Annotated in this window: 18 protein-coding genes; 11 read left to right on the forward strand and 7 right to left on the reverse strand. The window is 64.8% G+C overall.

Annotation, left to right across the window (positions count from 1 at the left end):
- Positions 1 to 178: 178 nt before the first annotated feature.
- The 3 genes from IVB19_RS29335 to IVB19_RS29345 form a co-directional block, all read right to left on the reverse strand.
- A complete protein-coding gene (locus IVB19_RS29335; RefSeq protein ID WP_247337748.1) occupies positions 179 to 838 on the reverse strand; it encodes a hypothetical protein in 660 nt (219 codons plus the stop codon).
- Positions 839 to 963: 125 nt separating this feature from the next.
- Positions 964 to 1,653 carry a class I SAM-dependent methyltransferase gene (locus tag IVB19_RS29340; protein WP_026232678.1) on the reverse strand — a complete coding sequence of 230 codons (690 nt, stop codon included), beginning with the start codon at positions 1,651 to 1,653 and terminating at the stop codon, positions 964 to 966.
- A 30-nt stretch (positions 1,654 to 1,683) separates the two neighbouring features.
- A complete protein-coding gene (locus IVB19_RS29345; RefSeq protein WP_018454173.1) occupies positions 1,684 to 2,736 on the reverse strand; it encodes a glycosyltransferase family 4 protein in 1,053 nt (350 codons plus the stop codon).
- A gap of 273 nt (positions 2,737 to 3,009) precedes the next feature.
- On the opposite strand from IVB19_RS29345, the gene IVB19_RS29350 reads away from it, so the two are divergent.
- Both IVB19_RS29350 and IVB19_RS29355 read left to right on the forward strand, forming a co-directional pair.
- The gene (locus IVB19_RS29350) at positions 3,010 to 3,717 is read left to right on the forward strand and encodes a L,D-transpeptidase (RefSeq protein ID WP_247820452.1); all 708 of its coding nucleotides are present in this window, start codon (positions 3,010 to 3,012) and stop codon (positions 3,715 to 3,717) included.
- Between the two features lie 113 nt (positions 3,718 to 3,830).
- Positions 3,831 to 4,241: a c-type cytochrome gene (locus IVB19_RS29355; protein WP_247820453.1), complete on the forward strand. Its 411-nt coding sequence runs from the start codon at positions 3,831 to 3,833 to the stop codon at positions 4,239 to 4,241.
- Here IVB19_RS29355 and IVB19_RS29360 read toward each other — a convergent pair.
- Together IVB19_RS29360 and IVB19_RS29365 are read right to left on the reverse strand one after the other, a co-directional pair.
- Positions 4,217 to 4,510, reverse strand: a complete 294-nt coding sequence (locus IVB19_RS29360; RefSeq protein ID WP_039798961.1) for a hypothetical protein — start codon at positions 4,508 to 4,510, stop codon at positions 4,217 to 4,219. The genes IVB19_RS29355 and IVB19_RS29360 overlap by 25 nt on opposite strands.
- Positions 4,503 to 5,297 (reverse strand): DUF899 domain-containing protein, encoded by a 795-nt coding sequence (locus IVB19_RS29365; protein ID WP_018454169.1) that lies wholly within the window; start codon positions 5,295 to 5,297, stop codon positions 4,503 to 4,505. Before IVB19_RS29365 ends, IVB19_RS29360 begins: the two co-directional genes overlap by 8 nt.
- A 147-nt stretch (positions 5,298 to 5,444) precedes the next feature.
- Between IVB19_RS29365 and IVB19_RS29370 the strand changes: the two genes are divergently transcribed.
- The 8 genes from IVB19_RS29370 to IVB19_RS29405 all read left to right on the forward strand — a co-directional run bounded on the left by IVB19_RS29370 (position 5,445) and on the right by IVB19_RS29405 (position 14,935).
- The gene (locus tag IVB19_RS29370; protein WP_018454168.1) at positions 5,445 to 6,665 is read left to right on the forward strand and encodes a hypothetical protein; all 1,221 of its coding nucleotides are present in this window, start codon (positions 5,445 to 5,447) and stop codon (positions 6,663 to 6,665) included.
- 30 nt (positions 6,666 to 6,695) lie between these two features.
- Positions 6,696 to 7,334: a Vgb family protein gene (locus IVB19_RS29375; RefSeq protein ID WP_018454167.1), complete on the forward strand. Its 639-nt coding sequence runs from the start codon at positions 6,696 to 6,698 to the stop codon at positions 7,332 to 7,334.
- Positions 7,335 to 7,471: 137 nt separating this feature from the next.
- On the forward strand, positions 7,472 to 9,040 hold the full coding sequence (locus IVB19_RS29380) for a DUF4403 family protein (RefSeq protein WP_018454166.1): 1,569 nt from the start codon (positions 7,472 to 7,474) through the stop codon (positions 9,038 to 9,040).
- Positions 9,041 to 9,175: 135 nt separating this feature from the next.
- The gene (locus IVB19_RS29385) at positions 9,176 to 10,315 is read left to right on the forward strand and encodes an ABC transporter ATP-binding protein (RefSeq protein ID WP_247337744.1); all 1,140 of its coding nucleotides are present in this window, start codon (positions 9,176 to 9,178) and stop codon (positions 10,313 to 10,315) included.
- 79 nt (positions 10,316 to 10,394) lie between these two features.
- Complete coding sequence (locus tag IVB19_RS29390) at positions 10,395 to 11,444, forward strand: ABC transporter substrate-binding protein (RefSeq protein WP_018454164.1); 1,050 nt, start codon at positions 10,395 to 10,397, stop codon at positions 11,442 to 11,444.
- 32 nt (positions 11,445 to 11,476) lie between these two features.
- Positions 11,477 to 12,739 (forward strand): ABC transporter permease, encoded by a 1,263-nt coding sequence (locus IVB19_RS29395; protein ID WP_247337743.1) that lies wholly within the window; start codon positions 11,477 to 11,479, stop codon positions 12,737 to 12,739.
- Positions 12,736 to 13,566 (forward strand): ABC transporter permease, encoded by an 831-nt coding sequence (locus IVB19_RS29400; protein WP_247820454.1) that lies wholly within the window; start codon positions 12,736 to 12,738, stop codon positions 13,564 to 13,566. Before IVB19_RS29395 ends, IVB19_RS29400 begins: the two co-directional genes overlap by 4 nt.
- 157 nt (positions 13,567 to 13,723) lie before the next feature.
- On the forward strand, positions 13,724 to 14,935 hold the full coding sequence (locus IVB19_RS29405) for an ABC transporter substrate-binding protein (RefSeq protein WP_018454161.1): 1,212 nt from the start codon (positions 13,724 to 13,726) through the stop codon (positions 14,933 to 14,935).
- 101 nt (positions 14,936 to 15,036) lie between these two features.
- Here the strand turns inward: IVB19_RS29405 and IVB19_RS29410 are convergent, their stop codons facing one another.
- Positions 15,037 to 15,582, reverse strand: coding sequence for a PRC-barrel domain-containing protein (locus tag IVB19_RS29410; protein ID WP_018454160.1), 546 nt, complete (start codon positions 15,580 to 15,582; stop codon positions 15,037 to 15,039).
- A gap of 372 nt (positions 15,583 to 15,954) precedes the next feature.
- Positions 15,955 to 16,170 (reverse strand): hypothetical protein, encoded by a 216-nt coding sequence (locus IVB19_RS29415; RefSeq protein ID WP_018454159.1) that lies wholly within the window; start codon positions 16,168 to 16,170, stop codon positions 15,955 to 15,957.
- 235 nt (positions 16,171 to 16,405) lie between these two features.
- Between IVB19_RS29415 and IVB19_RS29420 the strand changes: the two genes are divergently transcribed.
- Positions 16,406 to 16,954 carry a lytic transglycosylase domain-containing protein gene (locus IVB19_RS29420; protein ID WP_247820455.1) on the forward strand — a complete coding sequence of 183 codons (549 nt, stop codon included), beginning with the start codon at positions 16,406 to 16,408 and terminating at the stop codon, positions 16,952 to 16,954.
- The last annotated feature ends 33 nt before the right edge of the window (positions 16,955 to 16,987 follow it).

Raw genomic sequence — 16,987 nt, forward strand, 5'->3', positions numbered from 1 at the left:
AAGGACGGCGTCGCTTCCGCTCGCCTATGCCCGGCCAGCCACGCGTCTCCGCGCGAGACCTCCAAGACGTGGATGCCCGGGCCTTCGCCTCGCCGAAGCGGCTTCGGCCGCACAGGCGGGACGAGCCCGGGCATGACGCAACCATCAGACATCGGACGCCTTGGTGAGAACGGCGCGCTCAGGCGTGCTGCTCTTCGAGCGTGGGCTCGCCGATGAGGCCCAGCGTGTGCTCGGGCTTGAGATGCAGGCCGGGATCCATCAGCTCGCCACGCATCAGCGCCAGCGGCGCGTTGCGGTAGAGCATCAAATCGTGGAAGGGGTCGGTCAGGATCTTCGTCATCCAGACAAGACCGGTCTCGATGTCGCGGATGAAGAACAGGTGCACCGTGCGGAACATGAGACCGCCGCCGCCGACGACGAGCCAGATCTTGCCGACCTGCCGCATGAAGTCGGTCGCGCCCGCCCAAGGCGTGAACAGTCCGAACAGAGTCGGATCGACCAACAGCACCACCGGCGACAGCGCCCAGATCGACATCAGTACCACCTTGCGCCGAAGGTTGTAGCCGACCTTGATCTCTTCCTTGTGCTCGTGCGTCGCCTGGTTGATCTGGTCGTAGCCGTGCGGCTCGAAGAAGAAGTGGCCGGCCTGGCGCGAGGTCATCGAGACCAGCCAGCCGACCAGCGCGGAGATCATGGGATCGACGAACAGCCAGACATAGGCGAACAGGAAGCTCAGCGCGCTGACGAAGTGCAGGCTCTGATTGATGCGGCTGTGGTGATAGTAGCGATGGTCGTCCCAGCGCTGGATCCGCAGCTGCTCGAGATAGTTCTTGATCATGCTCTCCCCCAAAATGCTTTCGGGTTCAGGATTTACAGGGATTCGATGTAGGCCGTGTGACATCATCATTTTGTCATGTGACGATGCGCAGCGGCGCGATGACGCACGGGTTACGTGAGCTTGGATCAAGCCGCCTTGGCGACGTCGATCTTGCGGAATCGCACCAGCGAGAAATGACCGAGCGGCGGGATCAGGCGGCGCTCGGCGAGCTCGATGCCGTCGGCACCGGCCAGCCATTTGGCATAACGCGACCAGGCGAACTCGGCGGTGCGGAAACCGAGCGGACGTACCACCGGCTGCAGCTTCTGCTCGATGAAGCGGCGCATGCCGGTATCGGCGCTGACGCGGGTGAGGATGATCAGCTCGCCGCCCGGGCGCAGCACGCGGGCGAATTCGTCCAGCGCGACTTCCGGATTCGGCACGGCGGTGACGACGTATTGCGCCATCACGACGTCGAAGGAGTTGTCGGGGAATTCGAGCTTCTCGGCATCCATCACCGCGAGGCCCTCGACGTTCTCTAGGCCGCCCTCGGCGACGCGCTGGCGCGCCTTGTCGAGCATCGCCTCCGAGATGTCGGTGCCGAAGATGCGCAGATGCGGCGCGTAGAGCGGCAGCGAGATGCCGGTGCCGACGCCGACCTCGAGCACCCGGCCGCCGATCTTGTTGGTGGCCGCGATCGCGGCCTGCCGGCCTTTTGCGAACACGCCTCCGAACACGAGGTCGTAGACCGGCGCCCAGCGGTCATAGGCCTGCTCGACCGTGCCACGGGTGAGGTCGAGCTGCTGGGTGCCGTCAAGGTTCATGATCTTAGCCATCGATGAGGTTCTCGCTGTGGTCGAACGGGATCAGCCGCGCACCGGCCGCCGCGCCATGCGAGGCGAGGCGCGCAAGGCACGGCTGGGCTGAAGTGAAGTGAGGTTGCCGACGAATTGGCGCGCGCTGTTTTCCCAGGAGCGCTCCAGCGCGAAGTTGCGGCAGGTCTCGCGCGACATGGTCAGTGCGCGCAGGCACGCGGCGCGCAAATCGTGGTCGATCGCGCCGATCGGGTGATCTGCGATGACATCCTTCGGACCCGTCACCGGGAACGCCGCAACCGGCGTGCCGCAGGCGAGCGCTTCGAGCTGCACCACGCCGAACGTGTCGGTCAGGCTCGGAAACACGAACACGTCAGCGGCGGCGAGGTGCGCGGTGAGGTCAGCGCCCTTCTTCTCGCCGAGGAAGACCACGTCGGGATATTTCTTTTCAAGGCCGGCCTTCTGCGGACCGTCGCCGATGACGACCTTGGTGCCGGGCAGGTCGAGCGAGAGGAAAGCCTCGAGGTTCTTCTCCACCGCCACGCGGCCCATCGTCATGAAGATCGGCCCGGGCAGATCGAGCTTGGCTGGAGAGTCCGGATGAAACAGCTCGGTGTTGACGCCGCGGGTCCAGAAGCCGAGCCGCTTGAAACCGCGCTCGGACAGCTCCTGCCGCAGCGAGGGCGTCGCGACCATCGTCATCGCGGCGGCATCGTGGAAGTGGCGCAGCACGGCGTAGCCGACGCTCGCGGGGATGCCGGTTCGCACCGAGACGTATTCGGGAAAGCGCGTGGTGTAGGAGGTGGTGAAGGCGAGCCGGTTGCGACGGCAATAAGCCCGCGCCGCCCAGCCGATCGGCCCTTCGGTCGCGATGTGCAGCGCCTCCGGCGCCGCCCTCTCGATCCGCCGCCCAATCTCCCTGCCGCTCGGCAGCGCAATGCGCAGCCCTGGATAGGTCGGCAACGGCCATGACCGAAAGCCGTCCGGCGTCAGGAAGTCGATCTCGACATCCAATGCCTTGGCCGCGCCAGCCAGCGAGGTCAGCGTCCGCACCACACCGTTGACCTGCGGATGCCAGGCGTCAGTCGCGATTAATACCCGCATGGGGAAATCCCGAGATTTTTATGATTCTCGGCTTAGGACCATCAACCACGGATATTTCAGGCGTGTGACGTCATGGAAGTGTCGGCCCGCTGTTTTGTTCGTTAACGGGTCCGCGCAGCCACGAAACCGTCATGAAACAATCCTTTCCGCCACGAAACCGTTTTCGGTTTTCCGCGCAAACGTCCCGAAACTTCTTGCCGTTAGTGATCTAGGCAACAGAGCACCGCAACGGTGCCGGGTGACCAAGAAACACCGCGCAAACAGGGGCGACCGATGATCAATCTGGAGACGTTGAAGACTTATTCGCGCGCCGTTGCGTTTGGCGCAGTGGCTGTCACCGCGATCGCGTTTGCCGGCCCGGCCAAGGCCGCGCCTGTGCAGCTCTTCCCCTTCTTCCGGCCGCTGCCGCCGATCGCAGCGCCGCAGCCGTACCAGCCTTATCAAGCGACGCCCTATCGGGCCGCGCCGTCCGAGGAGCAGGACGCGGTCGAAACGCCGGCCCGCTTCCGCCGCCAGACCGTCTCCTATGCGACGCGTGAGGCGCCGGGCACCATCATCATCGATACGCCCAACACCTATCTCTATCTCGTGCTCGGCAATGGCCAGGCGATGCGCTACGGCATCGGCGTCGGCCGCGACGGTTTCACCTGGTCCGGCACCCAGTCGGTGACCAAGAAGGCGGAGTGGCCGGATTGGACCCCGCCGCCGGAGATGATCGCCCGCCAACCCTATCTGCCGCGCCACATGGCCGGCGGTCCCGGCAATCCGCTCGGCGCCCGCGCCATGTATCTCGGCGGCACCATCTACCGCATCCACGGCACCAACGCACCCGACACCATCGGCAAGCACGTCTCCTCCGGCTGCATCCGCCTGACCAATGACGATGTCGCGGACCTGTACTCCCGCGTCAACGTCGGCACCAAGGTGATCGTGCTGCCGATGACGGAGCGCCGCGCAGAACTCGGAGCCGCAACGCGGTAAGCGACAGGACATTGTGACGCAAACGGCCCCGGAACCCACCGGGGCCGTTTTCGTTGGCCCTCTGCATACCGATGCGCGCGCGTGCTGCGGCGCGATCCCCGATGGAGGCGCGAATGCAATCACGTCCGCAAACGCCGCAAGGCAAATGCCTGCGCGCGATCGCTGCCGCCGTGGCACTGCTGCTGACCGTGCCCACCTCGCGCGCACAGCAGCCGGGGAGCGACGATGCAGCCCAGCAAGCCTTCAACAATTCCTGCCGCACCTGCCACTCGGTGAAAGAGGGCGACAATCGTCTGGGCCCCAACCTCAACAAAATCGTCGGACGCAAGGCCGGCGCGCTGCCGAACTACAACGATTCTTCGTCGATGAAGGAAGCCGGCTTCGTCTGGGACCAGGACAAACTCACCCGCTTCATGCTCAAGCCGGACGAGGTCGTCTCCGGCAACAAGATGCAGCCCTATGGCGGCGTCTCGGCGGAGGAAGCGGGCAAGATCGTTGCCTATTTGCAGGCGGCTTCGCAGTAGGGCCACCGGCCCCGCCGATCTGCGATCAGCCTCAGCCACGCCGCCGAATGAAACGCGCTCATCAGCAGATACATCGGCACCATCCCGCCGAGCATCGCCCCATGTCCGGAGCCACACAGCATGTCCGCCGGGCCATCAAGCATGGCCGTCAGCACGGCCATGATCGCGAAGGTCGGCGTCGCCGCCAGCCCCAACCATCTGGCGAGGTGGCGCGCGGCCACCACACCGTTGCGGCTCGCGCCGGCCATTGCGCTGACGGGACTAGTCACGTCCTTCAGCCGCCTCCTCGCGAAAAGCCTTCTCGCCCGCGGTCGAGATCTCGACCCATTTCTTGTCGGGCGCCGCACCTTCGGTGTAGCTGTCGTGCCAGTTCCACCATTTGTAGGTCGGCGTCTGCGGATAGCCTTTCGGCGAATCCTCCCAGACCTCCTGCCGTCCCAGCGGCGTGATGTCGAGGTAATTCCAGGTGCCGCCCATCTGCTCGTCGCCCCGGCTCTTGACGAAATAGGTGCGGAAGATCCGGTCGCCGTCGCGGAAGAACACGTTGGTCCCGTGCCATTCGTCGACGCCGAAATCCGCATCGAAACTGTCGGTGACGGTGACCCATGGCATGGTCCAGCCCATCTGCTGCTTCAGTCGCGCGATATCGGCCTGCGGTGCGCGCGAGGCGAACACCAGCGTGGTGTCGCGGGCATTGAGGTGCGCGACATGCGCGACCTGGTCGGCCACCATGGAGCAGCCCCGGCAGGCATGATCCGGCCAGCCGAACACGCCCGGCTCGAAGAACGCACGGTAGACGATCAGCTGCCGCCGGCCCTGGAACAGATCGTGCAGACTGACCTTGCCGCCGGGCCCCTCGAACGCATAGGTTTTGGTCACTTCCATCCACGGCATGCGCCGGCGCTCGGCCGCCAGGGCATCGCGGGCACGGGTATGCGCCTTTTCCTTCACGAGCAGTTGCTGACGGGCGGCCTCCCAGTCCTGCGGCGATACCACCGGCGGTGTTTGCATGGCGGCTTGTCCGTTGTTTCCTGCGTTGTCAGCTGATGTCATCATGGCTCTCCAACTTTTCCCGGGCGGCCGTTCCGAATCTCGCTGTGTGAGATGCGGAACCGCTCGCCCCTCGCCGCACATTGTCGGCCGTCAACGATCTCTCGCACCGGACGGTTGCGTGGTGGGAGTAACAAGTGTGGCGGGATTTGAATGGAGTCGCTGATCACGGCCGCGGCGCGCGCGCTCCAAGCCGGCGATCCGCTCGGCGCGCTGAACCGCGTTGCGCTGCGCAACGATGCACCTTCGCTGGCGCTGCGCGGCATCGCGATGGCGCAACTCGGCGATCTCGCCAAGGCGAAGACGTTGCTGCGCAGCGCCGCACGCGCCTTCGGCCCGAAAGAGGCGGTCGCGCGCGCCAGATGCGTGGTGGCGGAGGCCGAGATCGCACTCGTCTCGCGCGACCTGAATTGGCCGGCCAACACGCTCGTGGTCGCGCGGGCGACGCTCGCAAGCCACGGTGACCTCGCCAACGCGGCCTATGCGGGTCACATCGAGGCGCGCAGACTTCTCCTTCTCGGGCGCCTCGACGAGGCCGAGCGCACGCTGGCCGAGATCAAGACCACACCGCTGCCCCCGGCTGCGCAGGTCGCCCGCGAGCTCGTGATTGCCGGCATCGCCATCCGGCGGCTCCGAACGAAAGACGCGCGCGCGGCGCTCGGGCGCGCGGCGAGCGCAGCACGACAGGCCGGCATTCCCGCGCTTGCGGCGGAGGTCGAAGGCACGAGCCGCGTGCTCGACACGCCCGCAGCGCGCTTGATCACGCGCGGGCACGAACGGCCGCTACTGCTCGAGGAGGTCGAGGACCTCGCGACATCGGAGGCGCTCGTGGTGGACACGTTCCATCACGCGGTTCGCAGGCGAGGCATCCTCGTGCCGCTCGGAACGCGGCCGGTGCTGTTCGCGCTCGCGCGCATCCTGGTGCAGGCCTGGCCGGCCGATGTCTCGCGGGAAGCGTTGATCACGGGAGCGTTTCAGGCAAGGCACGTCGACGAATCGCATCGCGCCCGGCTGCGCGTCGAAATCGGGCGGCTCCGCACCAAGCTCAAGCCTCTGGCCGACGTCAGCGCGACCAGGCAAGGTTTTGCGCTGACGCCGCGCAACACGCGGCAGGTTCTCGTCCTCGCACGGCCCGTCGAGGAGAAGCACGCCAATGTGCTCGCCTTCCTCTCTGATGGCGAGCCCTGGTCGAGTTCGGCGCTCGCGCTGGCGCTGGGAACGAGCGCGCGCACCGTGCAACGGGCCCTCGAAGAGCTGGCGCGATCGAACAAGGTGCAGTCCTTCGGACACGGACGGGCGCGGCGCTGGATGACGCCGCCCGTGCCGGGTTTCCCGACAGGCTTGTTACTCCCCGGACCGCTCATGAAGACGTAAAGTGGGATTCACACCGCAGGGACCGAGCAGATGAAACGTTCAGCCGCCGAGATCGTCAGGGAATACGGGCCCTATGCAGGCGTCGAAGCCGTGCACGGCGTCACCTATGACGGCAGCCTTATGTGGTTCGCATCCGGCGACAGATTGAACGCGGTCGACCCGGCCGATGGCAACATCACCCGCTCCATCGATGTCGCCGCGCATGCGGGAACGGCGTTCGACGGCCGCCACCTGTTCCAGATCGCCGAGGACCGCATCCAGAAGATCGACGCTGTGACCGGCAAGGTGCTCGCCACCATCCCGGCACCCGGCGGCGGTGGCGATTCCGGACTGGCCTGGGCCGAGGGCTCGCTCTGGGTCGGACAGTATCGGGAGCGCAAGATCCATCAGGTCGATCCCCAGACGGGAAAAATTCTCCGCACCATCGAAAGCAAGCGCTTCGTCACCGGCGTGACCTGGGTCGACGGCGAGCTCTGGCACGGCACTTGGGAAGGCGAGGACAGCGACATCAGGCGGATCGACCCCGAGACGGGCAAGGTGCTGGAGCAACTCGACCTGCCCGCCGGGACGATGGTGTCAGGATTGGAGTCCGATGGCGGCGACCGTTTCTTCTGCGGTGGCGGAGATCGCGGCAATGTGAGGGCGGTGCGCCGTCCGAAGCGCGGCTAGGTACGCGAGGACGAATGCGCGGCAACGGTGCGTTCGCGGCCGTTAATATGTTTGCCCCAATTCCACCCCATCGGTGGGCTCTAGCGCCCTCCTTGCCTGCCCTGTAGACTTCTGCCCCGGGGCGGCCTGGGGGATTGATGCGACTGACGCTGAACTTAAAAACTGTCCTGATCGCCGTCGCGGTGCTCGCGGCGTCGTTTTTCATCAGCCTGAAGGCGATGGACTGGCTGTCGCCGCGGGCGACGAATTCCGCACCGCCGGTCGCGCAATTGCCGCCGCTGCCGCCGGTCTCGAAGAGCTCGATCGTGGTGGCGCCGGTCGCCATCGCGCTGTCGGCGATCCGCGAGCAGGCCGAGAAGGCCGCTCCGCGCAATTTCGCCGGCAAGGCCGAGAACCCGATTTCGCAAATCCTGGAGAACGGCGACATCGGCTGGTCGGCGGTACGCGGACCGATGGCGACTGCCGGCGACAAGGACGTGCTGACGATCTCGACGCCGCTCACGGGCAAGCTGAACGTGACGGGCTCGCTGTCGTCGAAAGCCACCGGCGCGCTCGGCGAGGCGCTCGGCAGCGTGCTCGGCGGCAATGCCGCGAAACAGATCGGCGCGGTCAACATCAAGAATTTGAACGCCAGCGCCGAGATCAAGGGCAACGTCGTCGTTACCTCGCGGCCGAAGCTCGCCGCCAACTGGCATCTCGAGCCCAATCTCGGCGCCCAGGTCAATCTTGGCGATACCAACCTCAACATTTCGGGCGCCAAGGTCAACGTGCCTGCGCAGGTGAAGCCGCTGATCGACAAGACCGTCGGCGAACAGATCAACGCCGTCTCCGAACGCATGCGCAACGATCCGACCTTGCGGGACAACGCGAAGCTGCAATGGGCCAAGGCCTGCCGCTCGATCCCGCTGCAAGGCTCGGGGTCTTCCGCCGCGCTGCCGCCGCTTTGGCTCGAGATGAAGCCGACCCGCGCCATCGCGGCACAGCCGCGCGTCGACGCACAGAACGTGACGCTGCTGCTTGGCCTCGAGCTCGAGACGCGCGTGATCTCGACGCCGACCAAGCCCGACTGCCCGTTCCCCGACAAGATCTCGATCGTGCCGCCGACCGGCACCGGTGTGAACATTGGCGTGCCGATCGACGTGCCCTTCACCGAGATCAACAAGCTCATCGCGGCGCAGATGGTCGGCCACACCTATCCCGAGGACGGCTCCGGCCCGGTCGATGTCACCGTCAAGAGCGTCAACGTGATCCCGTCGGGCGAGCGCCTCCTGATCTCGCTGCTGGTGCGCGCCAAGGAGAAGAAGAGCTGGCTTGGTCTCGGCGCCGAAGCGACCGTGCACATCTGGGGCCGGCCGATGCTCGACCAGGCGCAGCAGACGCTGCGGCTCGCCGACATCCAGCTCGCCGTGGAATCCGAGGCGGCCTTCGGCCTGCTGGGTGCCGCGGCGCGCGCGGTGGTGCCGCAGATGCAGCAGGCGCTGGTGCAGAAAGCGACGGTCGATCTGAAGCCGATTGCCGCCAATGCACGCGAGAAGATCGCCGCCGCGATCGCCGACTATCAGAAGAACGAGGATGGCATCAAGGTCGAGGCGAAGATCGACAGCCTGAGCCTCGCCGACATCGCCTTCGACTCCAAGACGCTGCGCGTGATCGCGGAAGCCGGGGGCTCGCTGAATGTATCCGTGACGAAGCTGTCGGGGATGTAGCGCGCGCCTTTTCCCGACGGGTCCGTGCGCGCAGTCGCTTGCGCCGCTGGCAATCTGGTCGGACGATGCTAAGCTGTTCCTCGCACCCCGGGGACGGGGTGCTGACAGCACTGTGGCTGACAACGCGAGGACGACATGGAAGCCGGCATGGTTACGCCTGCGCCGGCGCTGGTGCGCTTTTCCGGCATTCAGAAGACCTATGATGGCGAGCACCTCGTGGTGAAAAACCTCGATCTCGACATCAGGAAGGGCGAGTTCGTCACCCTGCTTGGTCCGTCGGGCTCGGGCAAGACGACCACCCTGATGATGCTGGCGGGTTTCGAGGTTCCGACCCATGGCGAGATCTTCCTCGCGGACCGACCGATCAAGAACGTGCCGGCACACAAGCGCGACATCGGCATGGTGTTCCAGAACTATGCCCTGTTTCCGCACCTGACGATTGCGGAGAATATCGCCTTCCCGCTCTCCGTTCGCAACACGAACAAGGCCGAAGCGCAGGATCGTGTCAAAGCGGCATTGCGCATGATCAAGATGGAAACTCTGGCGCAGCGGCGGCCCGGGCAGCTGTCCGGCGGTCAACAGCAGCGCGTGGCACTGGCCCGCGCCCTGGTTTTCAATCCGCAACTCGTGCTGATGGACGAGCCGCTTGGCGCCCTGGACAAGCGCCTGCGGGAGCAGATGCAACTGGAGATCAAGCAACTGCACGAGACGATGGGCATCACCGTCGTCTACGTCACCCACGATCAAAGTGAAGCGCTCACCATGTCGGATCGCATCGCCGTATTCAACGACGGCATCGTGCAGCAGATCGACAGGCCCGCCGCGCTGTATGAGCATCCGGTGAACAGCTTCGTCGCCCATTTCATCGGCGAGAACAATGTGCTGGCCGGCACCGTCGAGACGGTCGAGAAACAATATTGCCGCGTTGTGCTGGCGGGCGGCGGCGCCGTGACCGCACGAGCGGTCAACGTATCAGGCGCGGGCGCATCGACCTCGCTGTCGGTGCGGCCGGAGCGGATCGCCATCATCCCGGATGGCACCTCCGGCGACGAACCGAACCGACTGCCGGCCAAGGTGCAGAACACCATCTACCTCGGCGACCACGCGCTGGCCGTGCTCGACGTCGCCGACAACAGGGAATTCATGGTCAAGCTTCAGCCGGGGACGCATGACAGCCTGAGAGCTGGCAGCCTCACAGCTGACAGCCTGAGACCTGGCGATGACGTGTTCATCACCTTCCGCCCGGAGGATTGCCTGGCCCTCGATCCCGTCTGATCCGACCATGCAGCATCGCTCCACCGTGGGCGGACCTGCACCGACCAAGCTCAACGTCACGTGAAGAAGGAACAAAGACATGCTGAAGCGCAAGATTATTCTGGGTTTGGCCGCGGCATTCACCGCCAGCGCGACGCTGGCCACGGTCGCGCAGGCGCGTGACCTCACCGTTGTGTCGTGGGGCGGCGCCTATCAGGATGCCCAGAAGAAGGTCTATTTCGAGCCCTTCAAGAAAGCGATCGGTGTTCCCTTGAATGACGAGTCCTGGGACGGCGGCGTCGGCGTGTTGCGCGCCAAGGTGCAGGGTGGTGCCGCCACCTGGGACGTCGTCCAGGTCGAGAGCGACGAGCTGGCGGTTGGCTGCGAGGAAGGCCTGTTCGAAAAGCTCGACTATTCGAAGATCGGCGGCGAGGCCGCCTATATCCCACCGTCGGTCAATCCTTGCGGCGTCGGCGCCATCCTCTACGATTTCGTTCTCGGCTACGACAAGGACAAGCTCAAGGAGGCCCCGAAGGGCTGGGCCGACTTCTTCGACACCAAGAGGATCCCGGGCAAGCGTGCCCTGCGTCAGGGGCCGAAGACCACGCTGGAGATCGCCCTCATGGCCGACGGCGTCGCGCCGAAGGACGTCTACAAGGTGCTGGCGACCGACGAGGGCGTCGAGCGCGCGTTCAAGAAGCTGGACACCATCAAGGGCGACATCGTCTGGTGGAAGGCCGGCGCTCAGCCGCCGCAATTGCTCGCCTCCGGCGAGGTGGCAATGACCTCGGTCTACAATGGCCGCATCGACACCGCGAACAAGAACGAGAAGAAGAATTTTGGCATGGTCTGGGACGGAGCGCTCTTCACCCTCGACACTTGGGTGATCCTGAAAGGCAGCCCGAACAAGGACGCGGCCTACAAGTTCCTGGACTTCGTCGGCAAGGCTGAGAACCAGTCGAAACTGTCGGAGAACATTGCTTATGGCACCTCGAACAAGGACGCAGCCGCCCTGCTCGCGCCTGCTGTTCTGAAGGACCTGCCGACAGCGCCTGACAACATCAAGAATGCGGTCGAGATCAATGTTGCCTTCTGGCTCGAGAACATCGACCGCCTGACCGAGCGCTTCAACAAATGGGCCGCGAAATAGCGTCCCACAAAGCTCGACCCAAGGTTAAACCAATGACGGATGCGCTCTTGACCGGCGCCCATGGCCCGACCGAGGTGCCGCTCAAGCGCCGATTGCGGCGGGCGGAGCGAGCACGCCAGGTCAAAGCATTGGCGCTGGTTCTGCCGCTTCTCGTCTTCCTGCTCTTCACCTTCGCTGGGCCCATCGCCGGCATGCTGTGGCGTGCCGTCGATGACCGCGAGGTGCGTCTGGTTCTGCCTCAGACCATCTCGGCTCTCGCCAGTTGGGACGGCAGGGATCTGCCGGACGAAAAGGCCTACGCGGCGCTGGCGGGCGACATCATGGCGGCGCGCGATTCCGGCACCATTGCGATCGCGGCCAAGCGGCTCAACTACGCACTGAACGGCTTCCGCACGATCCTGACCAGCACCGCACGCAATCTGAAGACTGCGCCCGAGCCCGGCACGGCCAGGGAGACGCTGGGCAAGATCAATCCGGCCTGGCGCGAACGCGCCACCTGGACCACGATCAAGGACGCCAGTGGTCCCATGACCGGCTTCTATCTTTTGTCGGCGCTCGATCTGACGCGGAACGTCGACGGCGCGATTGTCGCAGCCCCGCCGGATCAGGCCATCTACCGCGACATTTTCGTCCGCACCTTCCTCATCAGCCTCAGTGTCACGGTGCTGTGCCTGATCCTTGGCTTTCCGGTCGCCTACTTGCTGGCCGCGCTGCCGCCCGGCCGGTCGAATTTGCTGATGATCTTCGTCCTGCTGCCGTTCTGGACGTCGCTGCTGGTCCGCACCTGCGCCTGGATCGTTCTGTTGCAGAGCAAAGGCGTCGTGAACGACAGCCTGCTCTGGCTTGGCATCATCGACGAGCCGTTGCGCCTGATCTACAACCGCTTTGGTGTCTGCGTGGCCATGACCCACGTTCTCCTGCCGTTCATGATCCTGCCGCTGTACAGCAGCATGAAGGCGATCTCGCCTGCTTACATGCGTGCCGCCGCCTCGCTCGGTGCACCACCCCTCACCGCCTTCCTGCGGATCTACCTGCCTCAGACGCTGCCGGGCATCGGCGCGGGAAGCCTGCTCGTCTTCATCCTGGCGCTCGGCTATTACATCACGCCGGCACTCGTCGGGGGCGCCGCCGATCAAATGATCAGCTACTTCATCGCGCTCTACACGACCGAGACGGCCAATTGGGGCCTTGCTTCGGCACTGGGTGCGGTGCTGCTGCTCGCCACTATTCTGCTCGCGCTCGTCTACGGAAAGCTGGTGCAGGGACAGCAGGTCACGGGAGGGATGAAGAATTGAGCGACAATTCCTCCATCCGCACGCCGAGCCAGCGCATTGCGTGGACCGCGACCATCGTGATCTCCACGCTGGTGTTCATCTTCCTGATTGCGCCGATCCTTGCGATCATGCCGCTGTCGTTCAGCTCGGGCTCGTACCTCACCTATCCGCTGCCGGGCCTCTCGCTGCGCTGGTACGACGACTTCATCAATTCGCCGCGCTGGATGAATTCGCTGAAGAACAGCATGATCATCGGTGTCGCCTCGACCCTGCTGTCGATGGTGCTCGGCACGCTGGCGGCGTTAGGGCTGGTGCAGTGGAAGAGCCGGTTCAAGCCGCTCGTGCTGGCCTTCGTGCTGTCGCCGGTCGTCGTGCCCGGGGTCATCACCGCGGTCGGTCTCTATTTCTTCTTCGCGCCGATCGGATTGACCGGCAGCTATCTCGGCTTGATCCTGGCCCACACCGCGCTGGCGACGCCCTTCGTCGTCATCACGGTCGGCGCGACGCTGCAGAGCTTCGACACCAATCTGGCCCGCGCTGCCGCCTCGCTCGGTGCCTCGCCGCTTGACGCCTTCCGCCGCGTGATCCTGCCGCTGATCCTGCCCGGCGTGGCATCGGGGGCCCTGTTCGCCTTCGCGACCAGCTTCGATGAGGTGGTGATCGTGCTGTTCATGGCAGGTCCCGAGCAGCGCACCCTGCCGCGCGAGATGTTCAGCGGCATCCGCGAGAACATCAGCCCGACCATCACGGCGGCAGCGGTGATCCTGACGACGGTCTCGGTCATCCTGCTCGCCACCCTGGAAGGCCTGCGCCGGCGCAACGAACGGCTCAAGGGCAGCAGCGCGTGAGCTTCTTCCTTCTCCCGGGGAGAGGGTGAAAACACTGCCGCGCCCTGCTTATTTCTCAACCCTCCTCGCGCATTCTCGGGCTTTGCTCCGGGGACCGATTGTCGTTAGAACGGTCCCCGCAACAAAACCCAAACAACAACGCTGAGGGAGAAACAAAATGCAAAAGCTCATCGCCGCGATCGCGGCCGGTCTCGCGCTCGCCGCCACGTCAGGCGCCGCCCAGGCGCAGATTTCCGACGACGTCGTCAAGATCGGCGTGCTCACGGACATGTCGAGCCTCTATGCGGACGCGACCGGCAAGGGCTCGCTCGCCGCCGTGGAGATGGCGGTCGCCGATTACGGCGCCAAAGTCGCGGGCAAGCCCGTGCAGGTGGTCTCCGCCGATCACCAGAACAAGCCCGACGTCGGCGTCAACATCGCCCGCAACTGGTACGACAACGACAAGGTCGACGCGATCTTCGACGTGCCGACCTCGTCGGTGGCGCTGCCGATCTCGGCGTTGACGCGCGAGAAGAACAAGATCCACATCAATTCCGGCGGCGGCTCATCCGATATCACGGGCGTCGCCTGCTCGCCCAACACGGTGCACTGGACCTACGACACCTATGCGCTGTCGAACGTCGCCGGCAAGGCGATGGTCAAGCGCGGCGAGGACACCTGGTTCTTCGTCACCGCCGACTACGCCTTCGGCATGGCGCTGCAGCGCGACGCCGCCAACGTCGTCAAGGAGAGCGGCGGCAAGGTGCTCGGCGAGGTCCGCCATCCGCTCAACTCGTCGGACTTCTCCTCCTTCCTGCTCCAGGCCCAGGCCTCCAAGGCCAAGGTGGTCGCACTGGCCAATGCCGGCGGCGACACCACCAATGCGCTGAAACAGGCGGCCGAGTTCGGCCTGACGGAGGGCGGCCAGAAGATGATCGCCTTGCTCATGGAGATCACCGACGTTCATTCGCTCGGCATCAAGTCGACGCAAGGCCTGATCATCACCGACGCGTTCTACTGGGACACCAACGAGGAGACGCGCGCCTTCTCCAAGCGCTTCAACGAGAAGGTCGGTCACATGCCGACCATGATCCAGGCGGGGCTCTATTCCGCGACCATGCATTACCTGAAGGCGATCGACGCCATCAAGACCGACGAGGCACCGAAGGTGATGGAGCAGATGCGCAAGACACCGGTCAACGACTTCTTCGCCAAGAACGGCAAGATCCGCATCGACGGCCGCATGGTCCACGACATGTATCTGTTCGAGGTCAAGAAGCCCGAGGACTCCAAGGGCGAGTGGGACCTCTACAAGCTGATCGCCACCGTGCCCGGCGACGAGGCCTTCCGTCCGCTCGACAAGGGCGGCTGCCCGCTGGTGACGCACTGAAGTTCTTCTCCCTCTTCCCGCTTGCGGGGAGAGGTTGGGAAGAGCACGACAGCGCGCCCGGCAAAAACCGGGCGCGCTTCGTTTAGCCGTTCAGAGCCGCGTTACTCCGAGTATTTGAACTCGGGCATGTTCTTCAACTCGTCCTTGCTCGCATTGAACACGGCGTGGTCCGGATACCATTTCGACGCGGACGTGGCCGTCGTCGTCGTCGCGGGCTTGTTGTCGGTGCCGGTCGCAGCACCCGTCGTGGTAGTCGCCGCGGGCCGGTTGGCTGCGCTGTTCGGGTTGTTCCCGGCAGCGCCGGTGTAGGCAACCGCCTCGTTGACGAATTTCAGCTTCTCAAAGGGCACCGCAACCAGATGCTCGCCCAGGCCGAGGAAGCCGCCGACGCCGATCACGGCGATCTTGATGTTACCGCTCTTGTCCATCAGCAGATCGTTGATCGAGCCGATGTTCTCATTGGCGTCGTTATAGACCTTGATGCCGTCCATCTTGGACGTACGCCACTGTCCCGACGCGGTCGTGGTGGTCGTCGTCGCCGCGGCAGCCGGCGCCTTGTCGGTGGTGGCGGTCGGATTTTGCGCGAACGCAACGGTTGCGAGCAGTGCGGTACCGGCAAGACCGGCCGCGATCGATTTCATCAACATATTGTCCTCTCCTTCAGCAGAAAACTTGTGCGGAGAAAACAGCTCGGATCAGTCCCAGTTCCGCGCGTGCTGCAATTTCGTCGCGTGCTGCGCGAGCATCTGGGCTGCGTTCAATTGTTCCTAAGTCACTCAGGAACATTTCGCAGCGCACGATTTCATCGATAAATTCATGCGGCGCGCGCGATCGCGATCGCCCACGGCGGCGAACTGTCGCTGCACGACCCGGAGCCGCATGGGCCGATCGTGCGGATGCAATTGCCGGTACGGCAGCAGCCGCAGCTTGCGGCTTAAGCCATGATCCGGACCCGAAGGGCCGCGCCAGCGCAAAGTGTGCAGCGGTTTTCCGAAAAGATCATGCCCGAAGACTAAACCTCAGGCCGCAAGCGGCGGGTGCGCGACGGCTCCCTCATCAAAAATCGCAACCGCCTCGAAGCGATAATTGCAAGCACGGCATGTCCAAAGATAGGAGATGCGTCCGTCGCCCGCCTCGATCCAATCAGGTTGGGGGATCGGCGCGCCGCATTGCGCACAGGGATTTTGCCTGGGAATGTCGCCGATGTGTGCCTTCACCACGTTTGCTTTTGTCATGGCACCTCTCCCGATTTGCGCCGCTCTCTTACTCGCTTTCGGGCCCACACGCGAATAGACAGGCCCGCTGTCGCGAATGACGGCTTCGTCTGCATGACAAGCCCTACGCCGGCCTTGCGTCCGAATGACGGCTCTGCGCTGCAAAAACGTAATCGGAGGCGTTTCGCCACATCATCGCCGCGTTCGCGGGGCCTAACGCGAGCGGGCGCAGGTGAGCGGTGCCGAGGAACATTTGATGAAAATTTTACATGTTGCCGCGCTGCTCGCGGCCGGACTGACGTTGCCGCAGGCCGCATTCGCGGGCCAGACGGAGTACGCCGAGATGGTCGCGGTCCATGCGCGCGCCAACGGTGTGCCGGAGGCGCTGGTGCATCGCGTCATCATGCGCGAGAGCCGCTACCAGCCCGGCCTGATCGGCCATGGCGGCACCATCGGGCTGATCCAGATCAAGCTCGCGACCGCGCGCGGGGTCGGCTACACCGGCGACGCCGCCGGCCTGCGCGATCCCAATACCAACCTCACCTATGCCGTGAAATATCTCGCCGGCGCCTATCACGCCGCCAATGGCGATCACGCCCGCGCCGTGCGTTATTTCGCCGGCGGCTATTACTACGCCGCAAAGCGGCAGCGGCAGGAGGCCGTGCAGGTCGCCAATACGAGCGAGGCCAATATGGGCGCCCCTTGGCTCGAGCCGAACGGCAATCCGCAGCCGATATTCGGCGCCGCGCCGCACCGCAAGCTCGCCCAGCGCGTCCGCAACGCCCGGGCGCAGGCGCCCAGGTAAGCGCGGTTCCCGCCCAAGCGCGTTGACCACCCT

Origin of the sequence: Bradyrhizobium sp. 187, assembly GCF_023101005.1 — a bacterium.
Classification (GTDB): Bacteria; Pseudomonadota; Alphaproteobacteria; order Rhizobiales; family Xanthobacteraceae; genus Bradyrhizobium; species Bradyrhizobium canariense_D.